General features: G+C 35.7%; 23 protein-coding genes, 1 pseudogene and 1 other annotated feature. Of the genes and pseudogenes, 21 read left to right on the forward strand and 3 right to left on the reverse strand.

The genetic code is table 11. The annotated features are described in order from the left end of the window. Positions 1 to 145: 145 nt before the first annotated feature. The 15 genes from ACTJJ9_RS07280 (at position 146) to pheA (ending at position 12729) form a co-directional block, all read left to right on the forward strand. On the forward strand, positions 146 to 1168 hold the full coding sequence (locus tag ACTJJ9_RS07280; RefSeq protein WP_095302389.1) for a rod shape-determining protein: 1023 nt from the start codon (positions 146 to 148) through the stop codon (positions 1166 to 1168). Positions 1169 to 1253: 85 nt separating this feature from the next. After that, complete coding sequence (mreC, locus tag ACTJJ9_RS07285) at positions 1254 to 2204, forward strand: rod shape-determining protein MreC (protein ID WP_095302390.1); 951 nt, start codon at positions 1254 to 1256, stop codon at positions 2202 to 2204. Beyond that, the gene (gene mreD / locus ACTJJ9_RS07290) at positions 2201 to 2719 is read left to right on the forward strand and encodes a rod shape-determining protein MreD (protein ID WP_186324200.1); all 519 of its coding nucleotides are present in this window, start codon (positions 2201 to 2203) and stop codon (positions 2717 to 2719) included. Before mreC ends, mreD begins: the two co-directional genes overlap by 4 nt. 280 nt (positions 2720 to 2999) lie before the next feature. Continuing rightward, a complete protein-coding gene (minC, locus tag ACTJJ9_RS07295) occupies positions 3000 to 3683 on the forward strand; it encodes a septum site-determining protein MinC (RefSeq protein ID WP_145582156.1) in 684 nt (227 codons plus the stop codon). A gap of 2 nt (positions 3684 to 3685) precedes the next feature. After that, positions 3686 to 4489, forward strand: a complete 804-nt coding sequence (gene minD, locus ACTJJ9_RS07300; RefSeq protein WP_095302393.1) for a septum site-determining protein MinD — start codon at positions 3686 to 3688, stop codon at positions 4487 to 4489. 223 nt (positions 4490 to 4712) lie between these two features. Beyond that, entirely contained in the window at positions 4713 to 5501 is a 789-nt protein-coding gene (locus tag ACTJJ9_RS07305) for a M23 family metallopeptidase (RefSeq protein WP_095302394.1), read from the forward strand. After that, positions 5494 to 6360 (forward strand): M50 family metallopeptidase, encoded by an 867-nt coding sequence (locus ACTJJ9_RS07310; RefSeq protein WP_095302395.1) that lies wholly within the window; start codon positions 5494 to 5496, stop codon positions 6358 to 6360. Before ACTJJ9_RS07305 ends, ACTJJ9_RS07310 begins: the two co-directional genes overlap by 8 nt. A gap of 131 nt (positions 6361 to 6491) precedes the next feature. Next, positions 6492 to 7955: an Rne/Rng family ribonuclease gene (locus tag ACTJJ9_RS07315; protein ID WP_186324199.1), complete on the forward strand. Its 1464-nt coding sequence runs from the start codon at positions 6492 to 6494 to the stop codon at positions 7953 to 7955. Between the two features lie 83 nt (positions 7956 to 8038). Then, positions 8039 to 8121: a sequence feature (ribosomal protein L21 leader region), on the forward strand. Between the two features lie 12 nt (positions 8122 to 8133). Next, positions 8134 to 8442, forward strand: coding sequence for a 50S ribosomal protein L21 (rplU, locus tag ACTJJ9_RS07320; RefSeq protein WP_095302397.1), 309 nt, complete (start codon positions 8134 to 8136; stop codon positions 8440 to 8442). A gap of 11 nt (positions 8443 to 8453) precedes the next feature. Further along, complete coding sequence (locus ACTJJ9_RS07325; RefSeq protein WP_095302398.1) at positions 8454 to 8789, forward strand: ribosomal-processing cysteine protease Prp; 336 nt, start codon at positions 8454 to 8456, stop codon at positions 8787 to 8789. 16 nt (positions 8790 to 8805) lie between these two features. Beyond that, on the forward strand, positions 8806 to 9096 hold the full coding sequence (gene rpmA / locus ACTJJ9_RS07330; protein ID WP_095302399.1) for a 50S ribosomal protein L27: 291 nt from the start codon (positions 8806 to 8808) through the stop codon (positions 9094 to 9096). 256 nt (positions 9097 to 9352) lie between these two features. Continuing rightward, positions 9353 to 9901: a Spo0B C-terminal domain-containing protein gene (locus ACTJJ9_RS07335; protein WP_145582154.1), complete on the forward strand. Its 549-nt coding sequence runs from the start codon at positions 9353 to 9355 to the stop codon at positions 9899 to 9901. 15 nt (positions 9902 to 9916) lie between these two features. Then, positions 9917 to 11200, forward strand: coding sequence for a GTPase ObgE (obgE, locus tag ACTJJ9_RS07340; protein ID WP_145582153.1), 1284 nt, complete (start codon positions 9917 to 9919; stop codon positions 11198 to 11200). A 185-nt stretch (positions 11201 to 11385) separates the two neighbouring features. Next, positions 11386 to 11829 carry an ACT domain-containing protein gene (locus ACTJJ9_RS07345; RefSeq protein WP_095302402.1) on the forward strand — a complete coding sequence of 148 codons (444 nt, stop codon included), beginning with the start codon at positions 11386 to 11388 and terminating at the stop codon, positions 11827 to 11829. Positions 11830 to 11850: 21 nt separating this feature from the next. After that, complete coding sequence (pheA, locus tag ACTJJ9_RS07350; protein ID WP_095302409.1) at positions 11851 to 12729, forward strand: prephenate dehydratase; 879 nt, start codon at positions 11851 to 11853, stop codon at positions 12727 to 12729. A 133-nt stretch (positions 12730 to 12862) separates the two neighbouring features. On the opposite strand, the gene ACTJJ9_RS07355 is transcribed toward pheA, so the two are convergent. Then, the gene (locus tag ACTJJ9_RS07355; protein WP_095302403.1) at positions 12863 to 13402 is read right to left on the reverse strand and encodes a transcription repressor NadR; all 540 of its coding nucleotides are present in this window, start codon (positions 13400 to 13402) and stop codon (positions 12863 to 12865) included. A gap of 82 nt (positions 13403 to 13484) precedes the next feature. Beyond that, the gene (locus ACTJJ9_RS07360; RefSeq protein ID WP_095302404.1) at positions 13485 to 14621 is read right to left on the reverse strand and encodes an IscS subfamily cysteine desulfurase; all 1137 of its coding nucleotides are present in this window, start codon (positions 14619 to 14621) and stop codon (positions 13485 to 13487) included. A gap of 120 nt (positions 14622 to 14741) precedes the next feature. On the opposite strand from ACTJJ9_RS07360, the gene nadB reads away from it, so the two are divergent. From nadB to ACTJJ9_RS07390, 6 genes and pseudogenes are all read left to right on the forward strand, one after another. Further along, complete coding sequence (nadB, locus tag ACTJJ9_RS07365; RefSeq protein WP_145582152.1) at positions 14742 to 16289, forward strand: L-aspartate oxidase; 1548 nt, start codon at positions 14742 to 14744, stop codon at positions 16287 to 16289. Positions 16290 to 16292: 3 nt separating this feature from the next. Next, a complete protein-coding gene (gene nadC / locus ACTJJ9_RS07370; RefSeq protein WP_095302406.1) occupies positions 16293 to 17123 on the forward strand; it encodes a carboxylating nicotinate-nucleotide diphosphorylase in 831 nt (276 codons plus the stop codon). A gap of 13 nt (positions 17124 to 17136) precedes the next feature. After that, complete coding sequence (nadA, locus tag ACTJJ9_RS07375) at positions 17137 to 18246, forward strand: quinolinate synthase NadA (protein ID WP_440768580.1); 1110 nt, start codon at positions 17137 to 17139, stop codon at positions 18244 to 18246. A 347-nt stretch (positions 18247 to 18593) separates the two neighbouring features. Beyond that, positions 18594 to 18744, forward strand: a pseudogene (safA, locus tag ACTJJ9_RS07380) (SafA/ExsA family spore coat assembly protein); the annotation flags it as partial. A 1447-nt stretch (positions 18745 to 20191) separates the two neighbouring features. Beyond that, entirely contained in the window at positions 20192 to 20938 is a 747-nt protein-coding gene (locus ACTJJ9_RS07385; RefSeq protein WP_255451898.1) for a YhcN/YlaJ family sporulation lipoprotein, read from the forward strand. A 102-nt stretch (positions 20939 to 21040) separates the two neighbouring features. After that, positions 21041 to 21229, forward strand: a complete 189-nt coding sequence (locus ACTJJ9_RS07390) for a hypothetical protein (RefSeq protein WP_095302408.1) — start codon at positions 21041 to 21043, stop codon at positions 21227 to 21229. 31 nt (positions 21230 to 21260) lie between these two features. Here the strand turns inward: ACTJJ9_RS07390 and ACTJJ9_RS07395 are convergent. Further along, on the reverse strand, positions 21261 to 21347 hold an 87-nt coding region (locus ACTJJ9_RS07395), incomplete at its 5' end, for an IS3 family transposase (protein WP_440768581.1).

Here is a 21347-nt window from a genome sequence, read left to right on the forward strand (position 1 = left end):
AAGAAACAGCAAAGGAATACGAACCTCACTACAGGTAAGACCGTGAATTAGTCAAATCCTCAAAATAATGTATAATGTTTTCTGTCCATTTTCCTATGATTATTAAAAAACTATATATTTCGTTTCAGAAAGGAAGATACACCCTATGTTCGGTATTGGTACAAGAGACCTTGGAATAGATTTAGGGACTGCAAACACACTCGTATTTGTGAAAGGAAAAGGGGTTGTCGTTAGAGAGCCTTCAGTTGTAGCTTTACAAACAGATACTAAACAAATAGTAGCTGTTGGAAATGATGCAAAAAATATGATTGGGCGTACCCCAGGAAATGTTGTAGCGCTACGTCCAATGAAAGACGGCGTTATCGCAGATTATGAAACAACTGCAACGATGATGAAGTATTATATTAAGCAAGCGACAAAAACTAAAGGTGTTTTTGCGAGAAAGCCTTATGTCATGGTTTGTGTTCCATCAGGAATTACTGCTGTTGAGGAAAGAGCAGTAATTGATGCTACAAGACAGGCTGGAGCAAGAGATGCTTATACAATCGAAGAACCATTTGCTGCAGCAATTGGAGCAAATTTACCTGTTTGGGAACCTACTGGTAGTATGGTCGTTGATATTGGTGGAGGAACAACAGAAGTAGCAATTATTTCACTTGGAGGCATTGTTACTAGTCAGTCAATTCGTGTTGCTGGTGACGAAATGGATGAGGCAATTGTTACATATATAAGAAAGACTTATAACCTAATGATTGGAGATCGGACTTCAGAAGCGATTAAAATGGAAATTGGATCTGCCGGTTCTCCAGATGGTGTCGATAATATGGATATAAGAGGACGTGACCTTTTAACAGGTTTGCCAAAAACAATTCAAATTACGGCTGAAGAGATCGCTGAGGCATTAAAAGATACAGTATATACAATTGTTGACACAGTTAAAAATACATTGGAAAAAACTCCACCAGAACTTGCTGCGGATATAATGGATCGCGGGATTGTCTTAACTGGCGGAGGTGCTTTACTAAGAAATCTTGACAAGGTGATTGGTGAAGAAACAAATATGCCTGTATTAATTGCAGAGGAACCGTTGGATTGTGTAGCAATTGGAACTGGTAAGGCTTTAGAGCATATCCATTTATTTAAAAATAAAGCGAGAGATAGTAGATAAGATTGTTTTTGCCTTTGCTTGTCATGTATCATTAAGAGATAAGCAAAGGCACAAGCATTGGAAATATTAGTTAAGAGGTGTTCATATGCCACAGTTTTTCCTAAATAAACGCCTTATCTTGTTGCTAGTTAGTATAATTTTTTTAGTGGCATTGATTGGTTTTTCTATTAAGGACGATCGAAAATTAACATGGCCAGAGCAATTTTTGCAGGATACAGTCGGTGTTTTTCAATCTATCTTTCATAAACCAGCTGCATATATTTCAGGTGTTTTTGAAAATATAAGTGATCTGAAAAATACATATGAGGAAAATGCTTTATTGAAAAGCAGACTTGATGAATACATGCAATTAGAAGCAGATCTACAGGAGTACAAACTTGAAAATGAAAAATTACTTGCCGAACTTGGTAATGTTTCAAATTTAAGAAAGTATAATCCTATTTATTCAACAGTTATTGGTCGTAATCCTGACAGATGGTATGATTATATTTCGATTGATAAAGGTGAGGAAGATGGCATTAAGCCGAATATGGCAGTTGTAACTGCTCAAGGTCTTATCGGAAAAGTTAAATCAACCTCACAATTTACGTCAACAGTGCAACTTTTAAGTGCAACGGATTTAAAAAATAGAATTTCTGCAGAAGTTCAGCCTTTAGAGCAGAAAGAAACAAACAATGATACTGGAAATAAAGCTAATGAAACAACCAATGAGACAAATCAAACGACCGAAAACGTAATGGGGACAATAGAAGGATATGATGAAGAAAAAGGAGCGTTATTACTGCGGAAAATTGAATCCAAAGTAAAGCTCTCTGTAGGACAGAAGGTCATTACTTCCGGTAAAGGTGGTGTCTTTCCTGAGGGGATACTTATCGGAGAGATTACTGAAATTGAGCCGGATTCGTATGGGCTAGAACAAATGGCATATGTGAAACCATCTGCTAATTTCTACGATATTGATAGAGTTTGGGTAGCTGAACGTGAAGTACAAGGTGAGGATCCTACTGAGAACTTGAATGAGGAGGAGGAATCGTGAGACGTTTTATTCTTCCTTTTCTTATCTTTTTCGTTTTTATTAGTGAGGGAATGTTCTCACATTTAGTTCATTTCTCATTTGCCCAAGACGGACAATTATTTGTACCTCGCTTTGTTCTCATCGTAATCATTTTTGTTTCCGTATATTTAACAAGAACACAAGGAATGCTTTTGGGGCTTGTGTTTGGTTTATTACATGATATTGTATATATAGAAGTAATTGGTATCTATCTTATTACATATGCTTTAATTGCGTATTTGATATCAAAAGTAATGAAGGTTTTACACAAAAATATATTCATTGTCCTATTCCTAACCATTTTATCGGTAGCCTTACTTGAATATTATGTGTATGGAGTTAATTATTTAATCGGAGCAACGGACATGTCAATGTATAATTTTACAGCATTACGTTTATTGCCAACTCTTGCATTAAATGCTGTCGTTGCGATTATTTTTATTTATCCGATTAGTAGATTTTTAACGAAAATTAAAATTGAAGAATCTGAGGATTAATGAATAATCATACCTGTCTTTAAAAGCAAAAAGATAGATTTAGGCTTAAAGTTTATGATTAATTTTCCTCATAATGTTGATTGAAGTGGAAACGTGCGATTTCTGCAGGTGAAGGATATCATGAAGAGACTCATGTATCTTTCGTGCTAAAGGACCGCGGGCGATATGCGGAAAGAGAGCGATTAAACGGAAAATCGACCTTTGAGTTTTACAGAGCAAAAATGATTAAAAAGGGATTTAAGCATTTCTGTCGAATAGTAAAATCGTTGAGGTGAACGTCATGAAGGTTCAAAAACAACAATATGTTACGATTAAAGGCACAAAAGATGGCTTAACGTTACATCTCGATGATTCGTGCTCTTTTGACCAATTACTCCTTGAACTCGAAGAAATGCTATCTTTAAAACAATATGTTCACGGGTCAGGTCCTGTTATTGGTGTGAAAGTAAAGGTTGGTAATCGATTAGTAAATGAGAATCAACGAGAGAAGCTAGAAAAAGTCATCAAACAAAAAAGAAATCTCATTGTTGAGTCAATTGATAGCAATGTTATGACAAAGGATGAAGCTTTAAAGCTTAAGCAGGAATCAGAGGTTACGACGGTAGCGAAAATTATTCGATCCGGCCAAGTATTAAAGGTAACTGGAGATTTGCTTCTAATTGGCGATGTTAATCCAGGTGGAACTGTTATAGCAGCCGGTAATATTTTTGTTCTAGGTGCGTTAAGAGGAATTGCTCATGCTGGTGTTGACGGGAATCAGGATGCAATAATTGCAGCATCGTCTATGAAGCCTGCACAACTTCGTATAAGCCAGATTATTAATCGTGCTCCAGATCATACCTTGAAAGAGGGAAATGAAATGGAATGTGCGTATATCAATACAGATGGTGAAATGATCATAGAGCGATTACAGCAACTTACTCATTTACGACCTAATTTAACAAGGTTTGAAGGAGGAATCTAATTATGGGTGAAGCAATTGTCATTACCTCAGGTAAAGGTGGAGTTGGTAAAACAACAACATCTGCAAATTTAGGGACAGCTTTAGCTATATTGGGCAAACGTGTTTGCTTAGTTGACACAGACATCGGTCTTCGAAACCTAGATGTTGTAATGGGGTTAGAGAACCGAATAATATACGACTTAGTTGATGTGGTAAATGGGCGTTGCAAAATGCATCAGGCGCTTGTGAAGGACAAGCGTTTTGAAGATTTACTATATTTATTACCAGCTGCACAAACAAGTGATAAAACAGCAGTGAAGCCTGAGCAAATCAAAAAAATAATAGAAGAATTAAAGCAGGATTATGATTACATTGTAATCGATTGCCCAGCTGGAATTGAGCAAGGCTATAAAAACGCAGTAGCAGGTGCTGATAAAGCAATTGTTGTAACAACTCCAGAAATTTCAGCAGTCCGCGACGCTGATCGAATTATTGGCTTGCTTGAAAAGGAAAATATTGAGCCACCAAAATTAGTAGTAAATCGGATTCGTAATCATCTTGTGAAAAATGGAGACATGCTTGATGTAGATGAAATTGTTACTCATCTTTCTATAGATTTAATTGGTATAGTTGCGGATGATGATGATGTCATTAAAGCATCAAACAGTGGTGAACCAATTGCAATGGATCCTACTAATCGTGCTGCTATCGCATATCGCAATATTGCTCGTCGTATTCTAGGGGAATCTGTACCTCTGCAATCGTTAGAAGAACAAAATAAAGGTGTTCTAACGAAATTGAAGAAATTTTTCGGTGTTCGTGTGTAATAGCTGTTTTACAAGATTACCTTATTTCAATAAAGCTAGTGTTTGAAAATAATTGTTTCATATAAACAATTTTTTCAAACACTAGCTTTTCTATTTATGCAAGTTATTTAGAAGGGAGAAATATAAAACGAGGAAAAGAAAGATGAGTAAGTCATAAAATTGATTCATATCACCCAAGGACAAGGCATAAAATTGTACAAACTGACTAAAAGGATTGATGGGGATGAGTCATCGAGCGGATGAAGTAAGAAAACGAATTGCAAAAAGAAAACGGGAAAAAGGTTTATTACCATCAGGAACAAATGAATCATTTAAGAGGACTTCATTATATGTAACAGATGAAGAGAGATATGGAGGGTATACTCCGCCTGTATATGAAGATGGTCCAACTAATAGTAAAAATGGACATCCTTTGTTTCGTATAGAAGTTTTTATGTTTAAATTATTATTTTCTGCAGTTATCGTTCTGCTTGTTGCTATTATTTTCAAGAACAGTAATCCTGCCTTCGATCAGGTGAAATCAACAATTTCTTATGCAATGGAGGAAGAATTTCAATTTGCCGCAGTTTCTTCATGGTACCGTGAACAATTCGGAGAACCTTTAGCTTTATTTGAAACAAATCAGGAAGATAAGACAAGTGACAAAGATTCGGAAACAGCTCAATTAGCTATGCCTGCAACAGGTAAGGTTCTCGAAACATTTAAAGAAAATGGTCAAGGAATAATGGTAGAAACTGATATGCCTACAGTAAAGGCACTAGATGAAGGGGTGATAATTAAGGCTGAAGAAATGCCTGATACTGGATTAACGATGGTTGTTCAGCATGGTGATGGTTCTGAGTCTTGGTATGGGAATTTAGACAAAATGAATGTTGCCCTTTACACATTTGTTAAAAAAGGAACGGAATTAGGTGACATCAAATTAAATGAGAATCAAAAAGGTACGTATTATTTCGCAATTAAAAAGGGTGATGATTTTATCGACCCGAATCAGGTGATACCATTTGACTAAGTATCTTACACTTTTACAAAAAGTCCACATCCATCCATTGCTATGGGTCATGATTGGTATAAGTGTCATCACTGCTAGCTTTAAACCGTTAATGATGTTAATGTTGATCGTTTTTATCCATGAAATGGGCCATGCAATAAGTGCTCATTTTTTTTCTTGGCGTATTAAATCAATCATGCTCTTGCCTTTTGGAGGAGTTGCAGAAGTGGATGAGCATGGAAACCGCTCATTAAAGCAGGAGCTAATTGTAGTACTTGCAGGCCCTAGCCAGCATGTTTGGCTACAGGGTGTTGCTTATGTTTTATATCAGATGAATTTTTTAAATATCGCGGATTATCAAATGTTTACTTTTTATAATCTTTCTATTCTTTTATTTAATTTGCTACCGATTTGGCCATTGGATGGGGGGAAACTGCTATTTATCGTGTTTTCTCATTTATGGGCTTACAAAAAGGCACATATGTATATGCTATTGACATCTAGCTTTTTCTTAACCGTTTACCTAGTATTTACGTTAATAATTTCACCTACACATATAAATATGTGGATAATTATAATATTTCTCCTATATAGCCTATATGATGAATATAAAAATCGAATGTATGGATGTTTACGTTTTTTAATGGAACGGTATTATGGGAAACAAAATACGATTCATCAGCTAAAACCGATTGTTGTGGATGAGTCTGATTTGATATATCATGTACTACTTCAGTTTCAAAGAGGCTGTAAGCATTTAATTGTCGTTGAAAAAAACGGAAGAAAGATTGCCGAAATGGATGAAAATGAATTGCTACATGCATATTTTGCTAATAAATTAATTGATTCAAGAGTTGGTGACTTGCATTATGTATATTAAATATGTTTCTCCTTTATCATTGGATCTTCGTCTCTTATTTTACGTCAATTACGTTTTTTTGTTATAGTTATATAAGAATTTTTGCAATAAATGAGTAGCAGGCTTTGATTCAGGAGAAAGAGGGGATAAAGGTGAGGCAACTAATTATAAATGATATAACAGATCAAGTACGATGTGCACTATTAGAAAATAATCAAGTGAAAGAAATCCATCAAACCTTATCCTATGAAGATGAAATGATTGGAAATATATATATCGGACGTGTAATGAAGGTATTACCAGGAATGCAAGCGGCATTTATCGACTTAGGTACTGGACAAAACGGATATCTCCACCGCAATGATTTGGTTCAATTTCAACACCAGAAAACGAGTCCATCAGCGAAATCCTCCATTTCCCACTATATAAGAGAGGGAGAGCAGCTTATCGTCCAAGTTGTAAAAGAGGGGGATGATCATAAAGGACCAAAATTAACAACGAATATTGAGTTTTCTGGTAATTTCCTTGTTTATATGCCTTATAGTAATTATATGGCAGTTTCAAAAAAAGTAGCAGATGAAGAAGAGAGAAAAAGATTGCTTGGGATAGCAGAAGTTATTAAAGCGGATAATGAAGGGCTACTATTTCGAACTGCAAGTAAAGAGCAATCCGTTGAAACATTAAAAGCAGAATATCAGTCTTTAAAAAGTCAATATGAACAATTACTTAAAGTAAGAAGTAAAAAGCCGACATGTATTTATCGAGCAAATTCTTTTATTGATCGAATCATTCATGATTTAGGTATTTCAGCTAAAGATTATATTATCTGTGACAATTTTGAACAAACACAAAAGCTTAAAGAACAATATCCAAATTACACAATCTCATATCATGAACAAAAAGAAGGAATTTTTACTACATATAAAATAGAACAGGAAATTGAAAAGCTATTAAAGCAGGTAGTCTGGCTGAAAAATGGAGCATACATCGTTATTGAGCATACCGAAGCAATGTCAATTATCGATGTTAATACAGGAAAATTCTCTGGGAAAATATCAATGCGCGACACTGTATTAAAAACAAATCAATTTGCTGCAAAGGAAATAGCTAGGCAAATACGTCTGAGAAACCTTAGTGGAATTATTTTAATTGATTTCATTGATATGAAACATAAAGCAGATCAGGAAATGGTTCTTAAGACAATAATAGAGGAAATGAAATCGGATCGTGTCCAGCATAAAATTTTAGGGTTTACAGAATTAAATATTTTGCAAATTACAAGAAAAAAGACTCGAAAACCTTTAGAAGCAATGCTTACTTCTGAATGTCCAATTTGTAAGGGGACGGGAAGAATTCTCTCAGTTGAATCGGTTGCCTATAGATTAGAAAGAGAGCTATGGGAGTATCAGTTTATGGATGAAGAAGCGATGTGGATTGAAGCAACTTCAGATGTAATCTCACTCGTTAAAGGAGAGAATGGAGAGCATCTTAGACAACTTGAGGAAGCTTTAAAATACAAAGTAATATTTTCAGCAACTGATAGCTCTTCTCCATGTTATCATATTAAATATTTAGGTAGTAAAGAGACAATTGAAAATAGAGTTTCGATGATTTGATTTTCTTGCTTTTTAAGATATTAAAACTGTTGCATAATTTCTTGCTTTTTGTTATGATGGTTAATGTTATGATTTGTAGCGCACCCGTGCTACAACCGCTCAGAATCAGGTATGTTAAGAAATGATTACGATCATTCACCTCGTTTTGGCGAGTCTGAGTTTATAGGAGGTGCAAGGAATGTACGCAATTATTGAAACTGGTGGAAAGCAAATTAAAGTTGAAGAAGGCCAAGTGATTTATGTTGAAAAGCTTGGTACTGAACAAGGTGAAACTGTTACGTTTGACAAGGTTTTATTTGTAGGTGGAGAAAACGTTAAAGTTGGTAGCCCAACTGTAGACGGAGCGACTGTAACTGGTAAAGTTGAAAAGCATGGTCGTCAAAAGAAAATCACTGTCTTCAAATATAAAGCTAAGAAAAACTACCGTAAAAAACAAGGTCACCGTCAGCCATACACTAAAGTTGTCATTGACAAAATTAACGCGTAAGGCGATTTGATATGATAAATGCTAAAATTTATCGTTCAAATGATGGACTTATCACATCGTTCACTCTGTCTGGACATGCCGAATTCGACGAATACGGCAGTGATATTGTTTGCGCTGGGGCATCAGCAGTTACCTTTGGTGCTGTAAATGCAGTACTTAGTCTTACAAAAATTGAGCCACAAATTGATCAAGGTGGAGAAGGAGGGTACTTACAAGTTAAGTTACCTAACAATCTCGACAAATCAACGAGTGATAAAGTTCAATTATTGTTAGAAGGGATGCTTGTCTCACTTCAAACAATTGAAAGAGAGTATGGACAATATATTTCTGTAAAGATAATGAACTAAACAGGAGGTGAATTTCATGTTAAGATTAGATCTTCAGTTCTTCGCATCTAAGAAAGGGGTAGGTTCGACTAAAAACGGTCGTGACTCTATCGCAAAACGTCTTGGTGCAAAGCGTGCAGATGGTCAATTCGTATCTGGTGGTTCAATCCTTTACCGTCAACGTGGTACAAAAATTTACCCAGGTGAAAACGTAGGCCGTGGCGGTGATGATACGCTATATGCAAAAGTTGATGGTGTAGTGAAATTCGAACGTTTCGGACGCGATCGCAAAAAAGTTAGCGTATACCCAGTAGCACAAGAAGCATAAGTTCATTTGAAACTCTAGCCTTACGGAGGCTAGAGTTTTTTTATGGAGAATGTTTACGAGCATTTATTACGCATGCTGGTCATACATTTACTTGAGATTTTTATATCCCCTCTAAAATGATCTGTTGTTTTTGCCTATCTATATTAATTCATTCGAAATAAGGGATATCCCTTTATGTTATATTACAATCTTTGTTATAATTCTAAATACAGCCTCATACTCCTTTCAATCTCATTAAAAAAATAGGGGAAATAGTATGAAAAATAAAAATAGTGAATGGAATGTTGTTGATTTATTAAGTCATTCAAGGCATGATTGGATGAATAAATTACAATTAATAAAAGGCAATCTTTCCTTGCAAAAATTTGATCGGGTACATGAAATTATTGAGGAAGTTATCATTGAATCACAGCAAGAGTCCAAGCTATGTAATCTGAAAATGTCAGCCTTTGCAAGCTATCTCATGACATTTAACTGGAAGCAGCATCATTTTCAATTGGAATATGAAATATTAGGTGATGTTTTATCATTAGAGGAATATGATATGGCAGTTTCACAATGGACAAAGAGTTTATTGGAAACCATTGATCAACTTGCAGAGATAACTCATGATAATCACTTAATGATTACAATAGATATTGGATCGAATGAGGATGAAGTTCGTTTCTTTTTTGATTTTAATGGCATAATAAAGGAAACAGAAACTTTAATAAGTTGGTTAAGTAAGCATCATGAAAAAATAAATGTAAAAGAATTTGAAGTGAATACATATGAAGTGGCAATAGTTGTTTCATTAGGTACTTAGAACGGAGGAAGACAAATGTTTGTCGATCAGGTCAAGATTTATGTTAAAGGTGGCGATGGAGGTAACGGTATGGTTGCATTCCGTCGTGAAAAATATGTTCCAAAAGGTGGACCAGCAGGTGGCGATGGCGGAAATGGAGCTGACGTTGTATTTGAGGTTGAAGAGGGGTTAAGAACGTTAATGGATTTCCGTTATAAACGTCATTTTAAAGCACCTCGTGGTGAGCATGGGATGTCGAAAAATCAGCATGGTAGAAATGCACAGCCAATGGTCGTAAAGGTGCCACCTGGAACAGTGGTAACGGACGAGGAAACTGGGCAAATTATTGCTGATTTGACTGAACATGGGCAAAGAGCAGTTATTGCTAAAGGTGGAAGAGGTGGTCGTGGAAACACGAGATTTGCAACACCGGCAAATCCAGCACCAGAGCTTTCAGAAAATGGTGAACCAGGAATCGAGAGAAACGTTATTCTTGAACTAAAGGTTTTGGCTGATGTTGGTTTAGTTGGGTTTCCTAGTGTAGGTAAATCAACGTTATTATCTGTAGTGTCCTCTGCAAAACCTAAAATAGCTGAATATCATTTCACAACATTAGTCCCTAATTTAGGAATGGTTGAAACAGAAGATGGTCGCAGTTTTGTTATGGCAGACCTTCCTGGGTTAATAGAAGGTGCACATGAAGGAGTCGGGTTAGGCCATCAATTTTTAAGACATATTGAAAGAACTCGAGTTATTGTTCATGTAATTGACATGTCTGGATTAGAAGGAAGAGATCCTTATGAGGATTATGTAACGATTAATGCTGAGTTAAAGGAATATAATCTACGGTTAACTGAAAGACCGCAAATTATTGTAGCGAATAAAATGGACATGCCTGAAGCTGAAGAGAATCTTGCACTTTTTAAAAGCAAATTAAAGGATGATAGTAAAATATTTCCGATTTCTGCGATTACTCGTGAAGGTGTTCGCGAATTGCTATTTGAAATTGCTGATACGATTGAACGTACTCCTGAGTTTCCACTATTTGAGGAGGAGCCAGCTGAGCACCGAGTTGTTTATGAATTTAAAAAGGAAGAACCGAACTTTGCTATATCACGTGACAGTGATGGATCTTACATCCTATCAGGAGAGAAGATTGAAAAGCTATTCAAAATGACCGATTTCTCCCGTGAGGAATCTGTTAGACGGTTTGCACGTCAACTTCGTGGTCTAGGTGTAGATGAAGCCTTACGCGAAAGAGGCGCTAAAGACGGAGATATAGTGAAATTGCTTGACTATGAATTTGAGTTTGTTGAATAAATATTTGAATCGTTTTGTAACGATACTGATCGAGAGCTTATTTTAAGCTCTCTTTTTATATAGCTATCAAAAAGCTAAAAGCAATAAGTTTACGAAAACAACCAAATAAATATAGAAAAATGAAGAAATTTAATTAATATTGTGATAAATTATCTACATTGAGAAAAATAGATGGGAGGGAGTTTATGAAGAATGATACGTTTTTTTTAGTTCGTGAAGATATTTTGCCTGAAGCGATGAAAAAAACATTAGAAGTTAAAAAGCTGATTGAAAGAGGTAAAGTCGATTCCGTTGCGGAAGCAGTACAAAGAGTAGATATGAGCCGGAGTGCATTTTATAAGTATCGTGATGCGGTTTTTCCTTTCCACACAATGGTAAAAGAAAAATTAATTACACTTTTCTTTCATTTAGAAGATCGGAGTGGAACACTTTCAGAATTATTATCTGTCGTTGCTACAGCAGGCTGTAACGTTTTAACAATCCATCAAACAATCCCGATTCAAGGTCGTGCGAATGTAACACTCTCTCTTAATACAAATGGAATGAATGAGGATATTAACCGTTTAATGGCAAGGTTTCGTAGCCTAGAGTTTGTTGAAAAGGTTGAAATATTAGGTCAAGGTGCATAAGGAGATGAAGCTATTTTGGCAATAAGAGTAGGTTTCTTAGGTCCTCGCGCGACATTTACTCATTTAGCTGTTGAAGCTTATTTTGGTAATGATGTTGAGCAGGTACCAATGACAACGATCCCACAATGTATTGATGCAGTAGCAGATGGTGAAATTGATCTTGCTGTTGTCCCTACTGAAAATGCACTTGAAGGATCAGTAAATTTAACTTTTGATTATTTAATCCATGAACGACCTTTATACATAGTAGGTGAAATCGTTTCTCCTATTGAGCAGCATTTTATGGTTCATCCTAAAAGAAGGGATGAATGGGAAAACACGACAAGAATTTACTCCCATTCTCATGCAATTGCTCAATGTCATAAATTTTTGCATAAAAAATTTAAAGGAATAACGTATGATTATGCTACATCAACTGGTGCTGCTGCACAATATGTTAGCAAGCATCCTGATGAACCTGTTGCAGCTATAGCTAATGAAATGGCGGCAAAGGAGTACGGGCTAGAAATTGTAAGAGCAAATATACATGATTATACTTATAACCATACTCGCTTTGCTATTTTGCACCCATCAAAGAAGTTTGACTATCGAAGTCAAACACTATTATCGGATAAGGAAAAAACAACGCTAATGGTTACTTTGCCTTCGGATCAATCAGGTGCCCTACACCAAGTGCTTTCTGCTTTTACTTGGCGAAAGCTAAACTTATCAAAAATTGAATCAAGACCAATGAAAACAGGGCTAGGCAATTATTTCTTCATTATTGATATAGATATGCTAGTTGATGAGATTTTAATTCCTGGTGCAATAGCTGAGCTTGAAGCATTAGGCTGTGGAGTAAAATTGCTCGGATCCTATGAAGCATATTCGATCAAACAGAGTACAATGCAAGAAAGCTAACACTAGTTTATTATTGCGGAGAAAGTAAATGTACTTGCATTTATAATTCGTCAGTAAGAAAACAGGTGGACATATTAGCCCACCTGTTTTTTTGATTCAATTTACCTTCTGTATTTTATTAAGCATCGTTTTCTTAGTCATGGACGATAAAACCTTCATCGGAAAGCTGTTCACAGGCGCGATCAAGCTTATCAGGTGAATCTGCCTGTATAGTATGCAAATGAATTCCTCCAGTTAATTGAGATAAATAAGCTGCTTTTGATTTATTTATTTTATTAATAAATTCATTTACTTCATTTCGATTTCCAACTCTAATAGATGCAGTTAAATCTCCATATACTTGATGTTCAACAATGACATCTTTAACAAATACACCATGGTCAACGAGAATCGTTAGTTCCTGTTTCGTTTGTTCAGGACTATGTTTACAAGCGATAATTCTCTCAAAAATATTAGGTTGATTTTGTTGATGGTTTAGAAAAACATATCCTTGACTTGTAGCAATGATTGGGTAGTTTTTTGCTTTCAATAAGGAAATATCCTGTACAATAACTTGTCTACTAACATTTGCTTTGCTAGCTAGCTCACCTCCAGTAATTGGCTTATCAGCCTTCATAAGTAGCTGTAATAATAGATTACGCCGCTCTTCCCCTAGTATTTTCTCATTATGCATTGAGTAATCTCCCCTTCGATATATTGGTGTAAAAGATATGCTAAGTTGTAGCATGAAATTATTTCGAAAATGAAAAGTAAGTTTATTTATAATAATCCTTTACTACATTGATGAGGACTTTAGCAAAATTTTCTATTTGTTCATGTGTAGTTTGAGTCCCTAAGGATATTCTAATATACTGTTTGGCAATTTGTTTAGTATAACCAATACTCAAGAGTGTTCGAGATGGTTCTTGCATTCCAACCTGACAGGCACTTCCTGTTGATACAGCATAGCCATAACGATTGCATTCTAACATCACATATTGTCCTTCTATTCCTTTTATTTGTAAAGGGATTATATTTGGTAGGATACAATGTTGCGAATCATTTATAATGGTAATCAACTTCTGATGAGGGGAAAAGGAATCAATAAAAATTCTTCTTAATTGTTCATAATGATTCATATTTTCGGCTATTTTTCCACATATCTCCATTGATGCAGTGGCAAAAGCAGCTACTGCTGGAACGTCGACTGTACCAGGACGGAATCCAGACTCATGCGTAGTTCCTGGTATTACGGGATTCCAGAAGGTCGATGGTTTGATATAAGCCGCACCGATTCCTTTAGGTCCATAGATTTTGTGACTTGAAATTGAAATTGCGTCTAGTCCAAACTCTTCAACATCAATCGGAAGTTTCCCAAAGGTTTGCACACAATCACTATGGAAAACAATGTTCTTTTGTTTTAAAAGCTCTCCTATTTTTTTAATATTTTGAACGACGCCTATTTCAGAGTTTCCATGTTGAATTGATACTAAACCAGTATCATCTCTTAATGCTTTTTCAACCTGATTTATCTCAATATGACCTTGTTTATTTGGTATTAAGTAAGTAACTTTATATCCTTCCCTTTCTAGTTTTTTAAAAAGATGGTATAGAGAAGAATGTTCAATTTGCGAAGTAATCAAATGTTTTTTCGAATCATTAAGTCCATTTAGAAGAGATTGAATGGTTAGGATATTAGCCTCACTCCCACTACCTGTAAAAAATAATCCTTTTTCATCTCCATTGATAAGCTTTGCAATCACTCTTCTAGATGATTCTAGAAGTTGACTTGATGTTCCCCCGATATCATGTAAGCTATTGCTATTTCCAAAGGCTGATTTAGCTGCCTTTCCATAAATCGTTAATGCTTGATCACTTATAGGTGTTGTTGCCGCATAGTCTAGATAAATCAATGTTTTCACCTCTATTATTCTTACAATCTTTTTACCTTAAGATAAAAAACTCTTGTCATTATTTTAATTATATGTAAATATAGGTGTCAAGACAGCTGTTAATTCACAGGAGGGTGTAAAATGCCTCAATCAGATATCGTTATTATTGGAAGTGGTATAGCAGCCTTATCTGCAGCTTATCATTTAAAAAATAGAAAAGTCGTGATCATTACAAAATCATTATGGGCTGATAGCAATTCAATGCTTGCTCAAGGAGGGATAGCAGCAGTTACTCAAAAAAATGATTCTTGGGAAAATCATTATCGCGATACATTAATTGCTGGTTGTTTTCATAATGACGAAAAAAATGTCGAGTTCCTCGTTAAAGATGGACCGAAAGAAATAAAAGACTGGTGTCAAAAAGGTATAACATTTGATACTGACGAAAATGGTCAATTTCTTCTTGGAAAAGAAGGGGCACATAGCCAGCATCGTATTTTACATGCAGGAGGTGATGCAACTGGTCGAAAAGTAACATCATTTCTCTATCAAGCGGTGAAAGCGTCTGTTACTATTGTCGAAAATGAAATGGCAACAGATTTAATAATAAAGGATGGCATTTGTTGTGGTGTTTATACAAAAAATGAAAAAGGTGAGATAACTCAATATATTTCAAGTAAAACGATTATTGCGAGTGGTGGCTGTGGTGCAGTTTATGGTAACACATCAAATGCTGAGGTGATTACGGGTGATGGGATTGCAATGGCTTATAGAGCAGGTGCTGAAATAGCCGATATGGAATTTATTCAGTTCCATCCAACTATGCTTCACGTTAATGGTCGATGTGTAGGTCTTATATCTGAGGCAGTTAGAGGAGAAGGAGCAATCCTTGTTAATCAAAATGGTGAAGCATTTATGGAGCATAAACACGATCAAAAGGATTTAGCTCCAAGAGATATAGTGGCACGTGCAATATTTGATGAAATGAAAAAAGGAAACAATGTGTTTCTTGATATTTCGTGTATCAAAAATTTCCAAACACGTTTTCCGACAATATCAGAAATATGTGTTAGAAACGGGATTGACCTTAAAAAGGGAAAAATTCCGGTAGCTCCAGGAATGCATTTTCTGATGGGAGGAATTCGGACTAATGACAAGGGAGAAACATCCATCAACAATTTATTTGCTATTGGCGAAGCGGCATGTACAGGTGTTCATGGAGCCAATCGCCTTGCGAGTAATTCATTATTAGAAGGACTTGTTTTTGCTAAAAGAGTAGCGGATCATATCAACTCAAAGCCTGTTGTTAATGAGAAGAAAGTTTTTCCTAATATTCAAGAAGAGTGTTGTGAAACATTGAAAATCTCCTTACCGACGAAAAAGCAAATTCAAGAAATGATGAATAAGTATGTTGGGATTCAGCGAACTCAAGCAGAATTAAACTATGTAATCAATTGGTTTATGAGGTATGAACGCTTTTTTCAAAACAATAATGTGAAGAATTTCACAAAAGAGGAAATCGAAATTATCAACTTACTAACTGTTGGCTGGCTTATTGCGACTTCTGCAAGCATGCGTACTGAAAGCAGAGGAGGTCACTATCGCTTGGACTTTCCGGTAGCAGATGACAATACGTGGAGAAAAAAGCAGATTATTCGAACAAAACAAGAAATGGTTGTGGGGGTTTAAAAGATGAATTTAATAAAATTAAAAAAGAAAATGGAAGATTTCTTCTTAGAAGACTTAGGAGAAATAGATATTTCCAGTCAAATGATTTTTGGAAATGACAGTAAAGGGGAGGCTGTTATTATTGCAAAAGAAAATGGTATTTTATCAGGCGTTGATGTCATTCATACAGGATATTCATTATTTTCGGATGAGATGAAAATAGAGCTTATAAAGCATGATGGTGAGGTTGTTAAACATGGTGATATTATCGCAAAAATTTCAGGTCCTATAGCAGCTATTCTCAGTGGTGAAAGAGTAATTTTAAATCTCCTGCAACGGATGAGTGGAATTGCTACATTAACAAGTCAAGCGGTAAAAACACTTAATTCCGATCATACAAGAATATGTGATACAAGGAAAACTTCACCAGGATTAAGAATGTTTGAGAAATATGCAGTTCGTTGTGGGGGAGGCTTCAACCATCGATTTGGTCTTTATGATGGAGTTATGATCAAAGATAATCATATTGCTTTTTCTGGTTCGATTGAAAAGGCTGTAAGACAAGTGAAAGAAAAAACGGGTCATATGATTAAGATAGAGGTAGAAATTGAAACAGAAGCCGAGCTTTATGAGGCAATAGAGGCTGGAGCTGATGTCATCATGTTTGATAACCGGAAGCCAGAAGAGGTCGAGAAGTTTGCAAAAATCACCCCAGAGCACATTATTACAGAAGCTTCAGGAGGAATCAGTCTTCATAATTTAGCTGAGTACCGAAATACAAAGGTTGATTACATTTCACTAGGTTTTTTAACACACTCATATAAATCTTTAGATTTAAGTTTAAATGTAAAATAGGGGGTACAGAATCATGGAATTAATGGATTTGCTTGACTATGAAAAAAGGGAAATGATGCCTGATTCTTATAAGACAAAAAGTCGAGAAGAAATGGAGCAGCGTGTAAGAGAAATAAAAAATAAATTTGGATCAAAATTATATATTCCAGGACATCATTATCAAAAAGATGAAGTTGTACAATTTGCAGATGTAACGGGAGATAGTCTTCAGCTTGCACAGGCAGCTGCACAAAATAAAGATGCAGAGTATATTGTGTTCTGCGGAGTTCATTTTATGGCTGAAACAGCAGATATGCTAACTTCAGATGAACAAAAGGTACTTTTACCAGATATGCGTGCTGGATGTTCAATGGCAGATATGGCTGACATCACGCAAACTGATCGTGCGTGGGAAAAGCTTACACATTTATTTGGAAATACAATTCTTCCTTTAACATATGTTAATTCAACAGCAGCTATTAAAGCATTTGTTGGAAGAAATGGTGGTGCAACTGTAACTTCCTCAAATGCAAGAAAAATGCTGGAATGGGCATTTACACAAAAGCAAAGAATTCTCTTTTTACCTGATCAGCATTTAGGAAGAAATACAGCATTTGACTTAGGAGTTCCTTTGCATCAAATGGCAATTTGGAACCCAATTAAAAATGAATTAGAATATGAGGGAAATATTGAGGATATCATTGTTATCCTTTGGAAGGGACATTGCTCAGTTCATGAAAATTTTACTGTCGCGAATATTGAGCAGATTAGAAAAACTGAGCCTGACATGAACATTATTGTCCATCCCGAATGCAGTCGAGAAGTAGTTGCTCATTCAGACTTTGCGGGTTCAACAAAATATATTATTGATATGATTGAAGCGGCAGAGTCAGGTACCAAATGGGCAATCGGAACGGAAATGAATCTTGTTAATAGATTAATTCAGAATAATCAAGACAAAAAAATTGTTTCTCTCAATCCATATATGTGTCCATGTTTAACGATGAACAGAATTGATTTACCACATCTATTATGGACATTAGAAGGCTTAGAAAAAGGTGAATTATTAAATCAAATTATTGTATCTGAGGTCATAACAAAGGAAGCGGTCTTAGCATTAAATCGAATGTTAGAAAACGTATAAATTATTCAAAGTAAAATGAAGGCTACCATTTTCGGTAAGCCTTTTTTTATTCATCGCCATTACTATAATCCTTAATCTTATTAAAAATATGCATTTGATGATGCTTTAATAATTTTAATACTTGGCACATAAGAATAGAGAAGGTGCTAATTTTAAGGTTTCTATTTACATCTAGTTAAATTCATTCATAAATTTGCCAAAGCACACATAAATTGTGATGAAGTATCATGACAAATTAATTTATATAGAATTACACAAATCTCGTGTTTGCTTTATCATTGCACTCTAATAGCGCCTATTATTTTGGTTATTGGTCTTATACTTTTTTATGCTTAGGAGGGAAAGCATTGAAAATTCATATTGTACAAAAGGGCGATACTCTTTGGAAAATTGCAAATAAATATGGGGTTGACTTTGAACAATTAAAAAGTATGAATACTCAATTAAGTAATCCTGATTTAATAATGCCAGGTATGAAGATTAAAGTACCTTCGGGGAATATTGCAATTAAAAAAGAAGCACCGCTAGCTGGCCAGAAGAAAGAAATGCCAATTGCAGATCATCCGTTTGCAAAAGAAAAACCTAAAGAATCTGTTGTTGAAGAAGATATTGTTGCAAAGGAACCAGAAACAGAGAAACCATCAAAGCCTTATATACCGCCTGTACCTAATGTTCAACATCCGGTATATAGTGGTCTTGATGTGAATAATTATTATACGGTGAATATGGCGATGATGCCGCAGATGGCAAAACCACAACTACCACCAAAACCAGAGAATGTATTCCCAGACATAAAAGATGTTGATGAAAAGGAAAACGTTTCTGCTAATGAAGCACCATCTAACGTATCACCAGAACATCAAGAGGAGGATTCAGAAAATATGGCCAATATGCCGAATGTACCGAATATGCCAAATGTACCGAACATGCCTTATATGCAAAGTCCTGCATATTCAGCACCAATGATGCACCAGCCACAGTATTTGGCACCACAACATATGGTACCTGTGTCACCAGTATTACCTGGAAGTGGTCTATGTCCACCGGGATATTTCCCACATGTCCCTATGCATCATGGACATCATCCATTTCCAAATCTACCTTATCCAACAGCAGTAAGTCCGGTATTTGATGAGGAAAATGCACCAAATCAGCCATTTCCACAGGCTGTTTCACCTGTTCAGTTTGACCCTGGTTTTCATGTAAACCCTTATGCGGGAGTTCCGGTCTCACCAGTATTGCCAGGAAGTGGACTTCACCAAAATCCGGTTTGGAGTGGCTATGATGAAGTAGATGAAGATGATGATGATCAAGCATACTTACCAAATCAACCACACTATCCACAAGCTGTTGCTCCAGCATATGCTCCTCAACAGGATGATTGTGGTTGTGGTGGAGGATATCCAACTCCTTATCAAGCATATCCATACCAACAGGCGTATCCGATGCCTATGCAACAGCCATATGGAGGATACCCTGTTCAACAACCGATTATGGCTCCACAGGGCTACTATCCATATGGTCAACAGCCATACGGACAATTCGCCGGGCAAATGGCACCAAGCCAACAAATGTTCAATATGCCGACTATGGATCAAAGGGATGAAGAAGAAGAGGATTAAATTAATGACTTTAAGTAGAGGTGGTCGTACATCTCTACTTTTTTGTTATTTTTATTTAAAGAAACGATAAAAAAGATTGTTCAAATCGAGAAGGAGCATAGTCTGCCGGAAATGTGTGCTCAATACAAGCTTAAGCATCAAGGTGTCTTATTGGAAACCTGAAATTATTCTTTAGATACTGTCTAACATTAAAAATTACCTGTTTCTTTAGTACTTACCGATATATAACAGACTTAATTTCCTCCTGAAAGTAAAAGCTAGGAAATGAGCAAAGATGTTTGCTCTTTTTGAAAGTACCAAGTAGGGGGGAAATTCGATTGAATATGCCGAAAAAGTTTACTTCTCTTACAGCTATTGCTTTATTAACAACAGGTTTATCAGCTTGTAACGGCAATAATGATGCAATGGACACGAATAACAACGGTAACAATGGAAATGCTCAGCCAATTGGATACTATTCAAATGAAAATACCAATGTAGATAATGAAGGTCCTGTCACGGAAATGATGGATGGAATGAACAGAGATCAACGAGGAAATGGTAATGCAAATCAGCAAGGTGGCTACTTTCGTCGAGTAAATGATCGCAACAATGATAATGATACAACTAACCGTATAGCACCTCTCGGAAACGAGGATAATGGATTAGTAAGAGACAATCGATATAGCCGTTCAGATGCAAATTACCACGGTCATTTAAACGATGAGGATTATTATAACCGTGGTGACCGTCAATTGTCAGATAAAGTAAGCAATGCTGTTGAGAAAATGGATAATGTTGAAAATGCCAATGTGTTAGTTACAGATGACAATATTATTGTTGCGGTCGATACGAATGATAACAATAATAGAGCAATGAAGGATGAAATTACGAAAAAGGTAATAAACATGGCTAAAGGGAGAAATATTCAAGTTGTTACAGATGAAGCAACGATTACACGAGTTCGTAACATCAGTAACAACATGAATAACGGTGGCGACCGAAAAACAATAGATGCCGATATCACTGAGTTAATGAATGATATTGGAGACACAATAAGACGCCCATTTAACGGTAACCAAAACCAATAATGCAAGGGGGACCCCCCTTGTTTTTTTATATAAAATTATTTTCATTCACTTCAAAAACATATGATATGATATAAATAAAAAAAGCAATAGGTGATTGTTAAGATGGAAGAGAATAAGCAAAAGCGTGAAACAAAAGGAATAGATACGTCTATTGTTTACGATTTTAAAGAATTCCCGGATGAAATAAGTGGGCGATGTGATAATTGCGGGAATACATTATTTAAAAGCTCTGTTAAGGATTTTGTTTTTTTGAGAGAATGTAGAGAATGTGGTATGAAAAAGAGCATCTGAGGGAGCTTACCCCTAAAAGTTAGAGTTTTTATTATGCAGCTGATTGGCTGGATTGAATTCGGTATTCAACCGGACTTAGTCCAGTCAATTTTTCTTTTGATCGTATATTGTTATACCA

Source organism: Metabacillus sp. 22489 (genome assembly GCF_052044855.1).
Classification (GTDB): Bacteria; Bacillota; Bacilli; order Bacillales; family Bacillaceae; genus Metabacillus; species Metabacillus niabensis.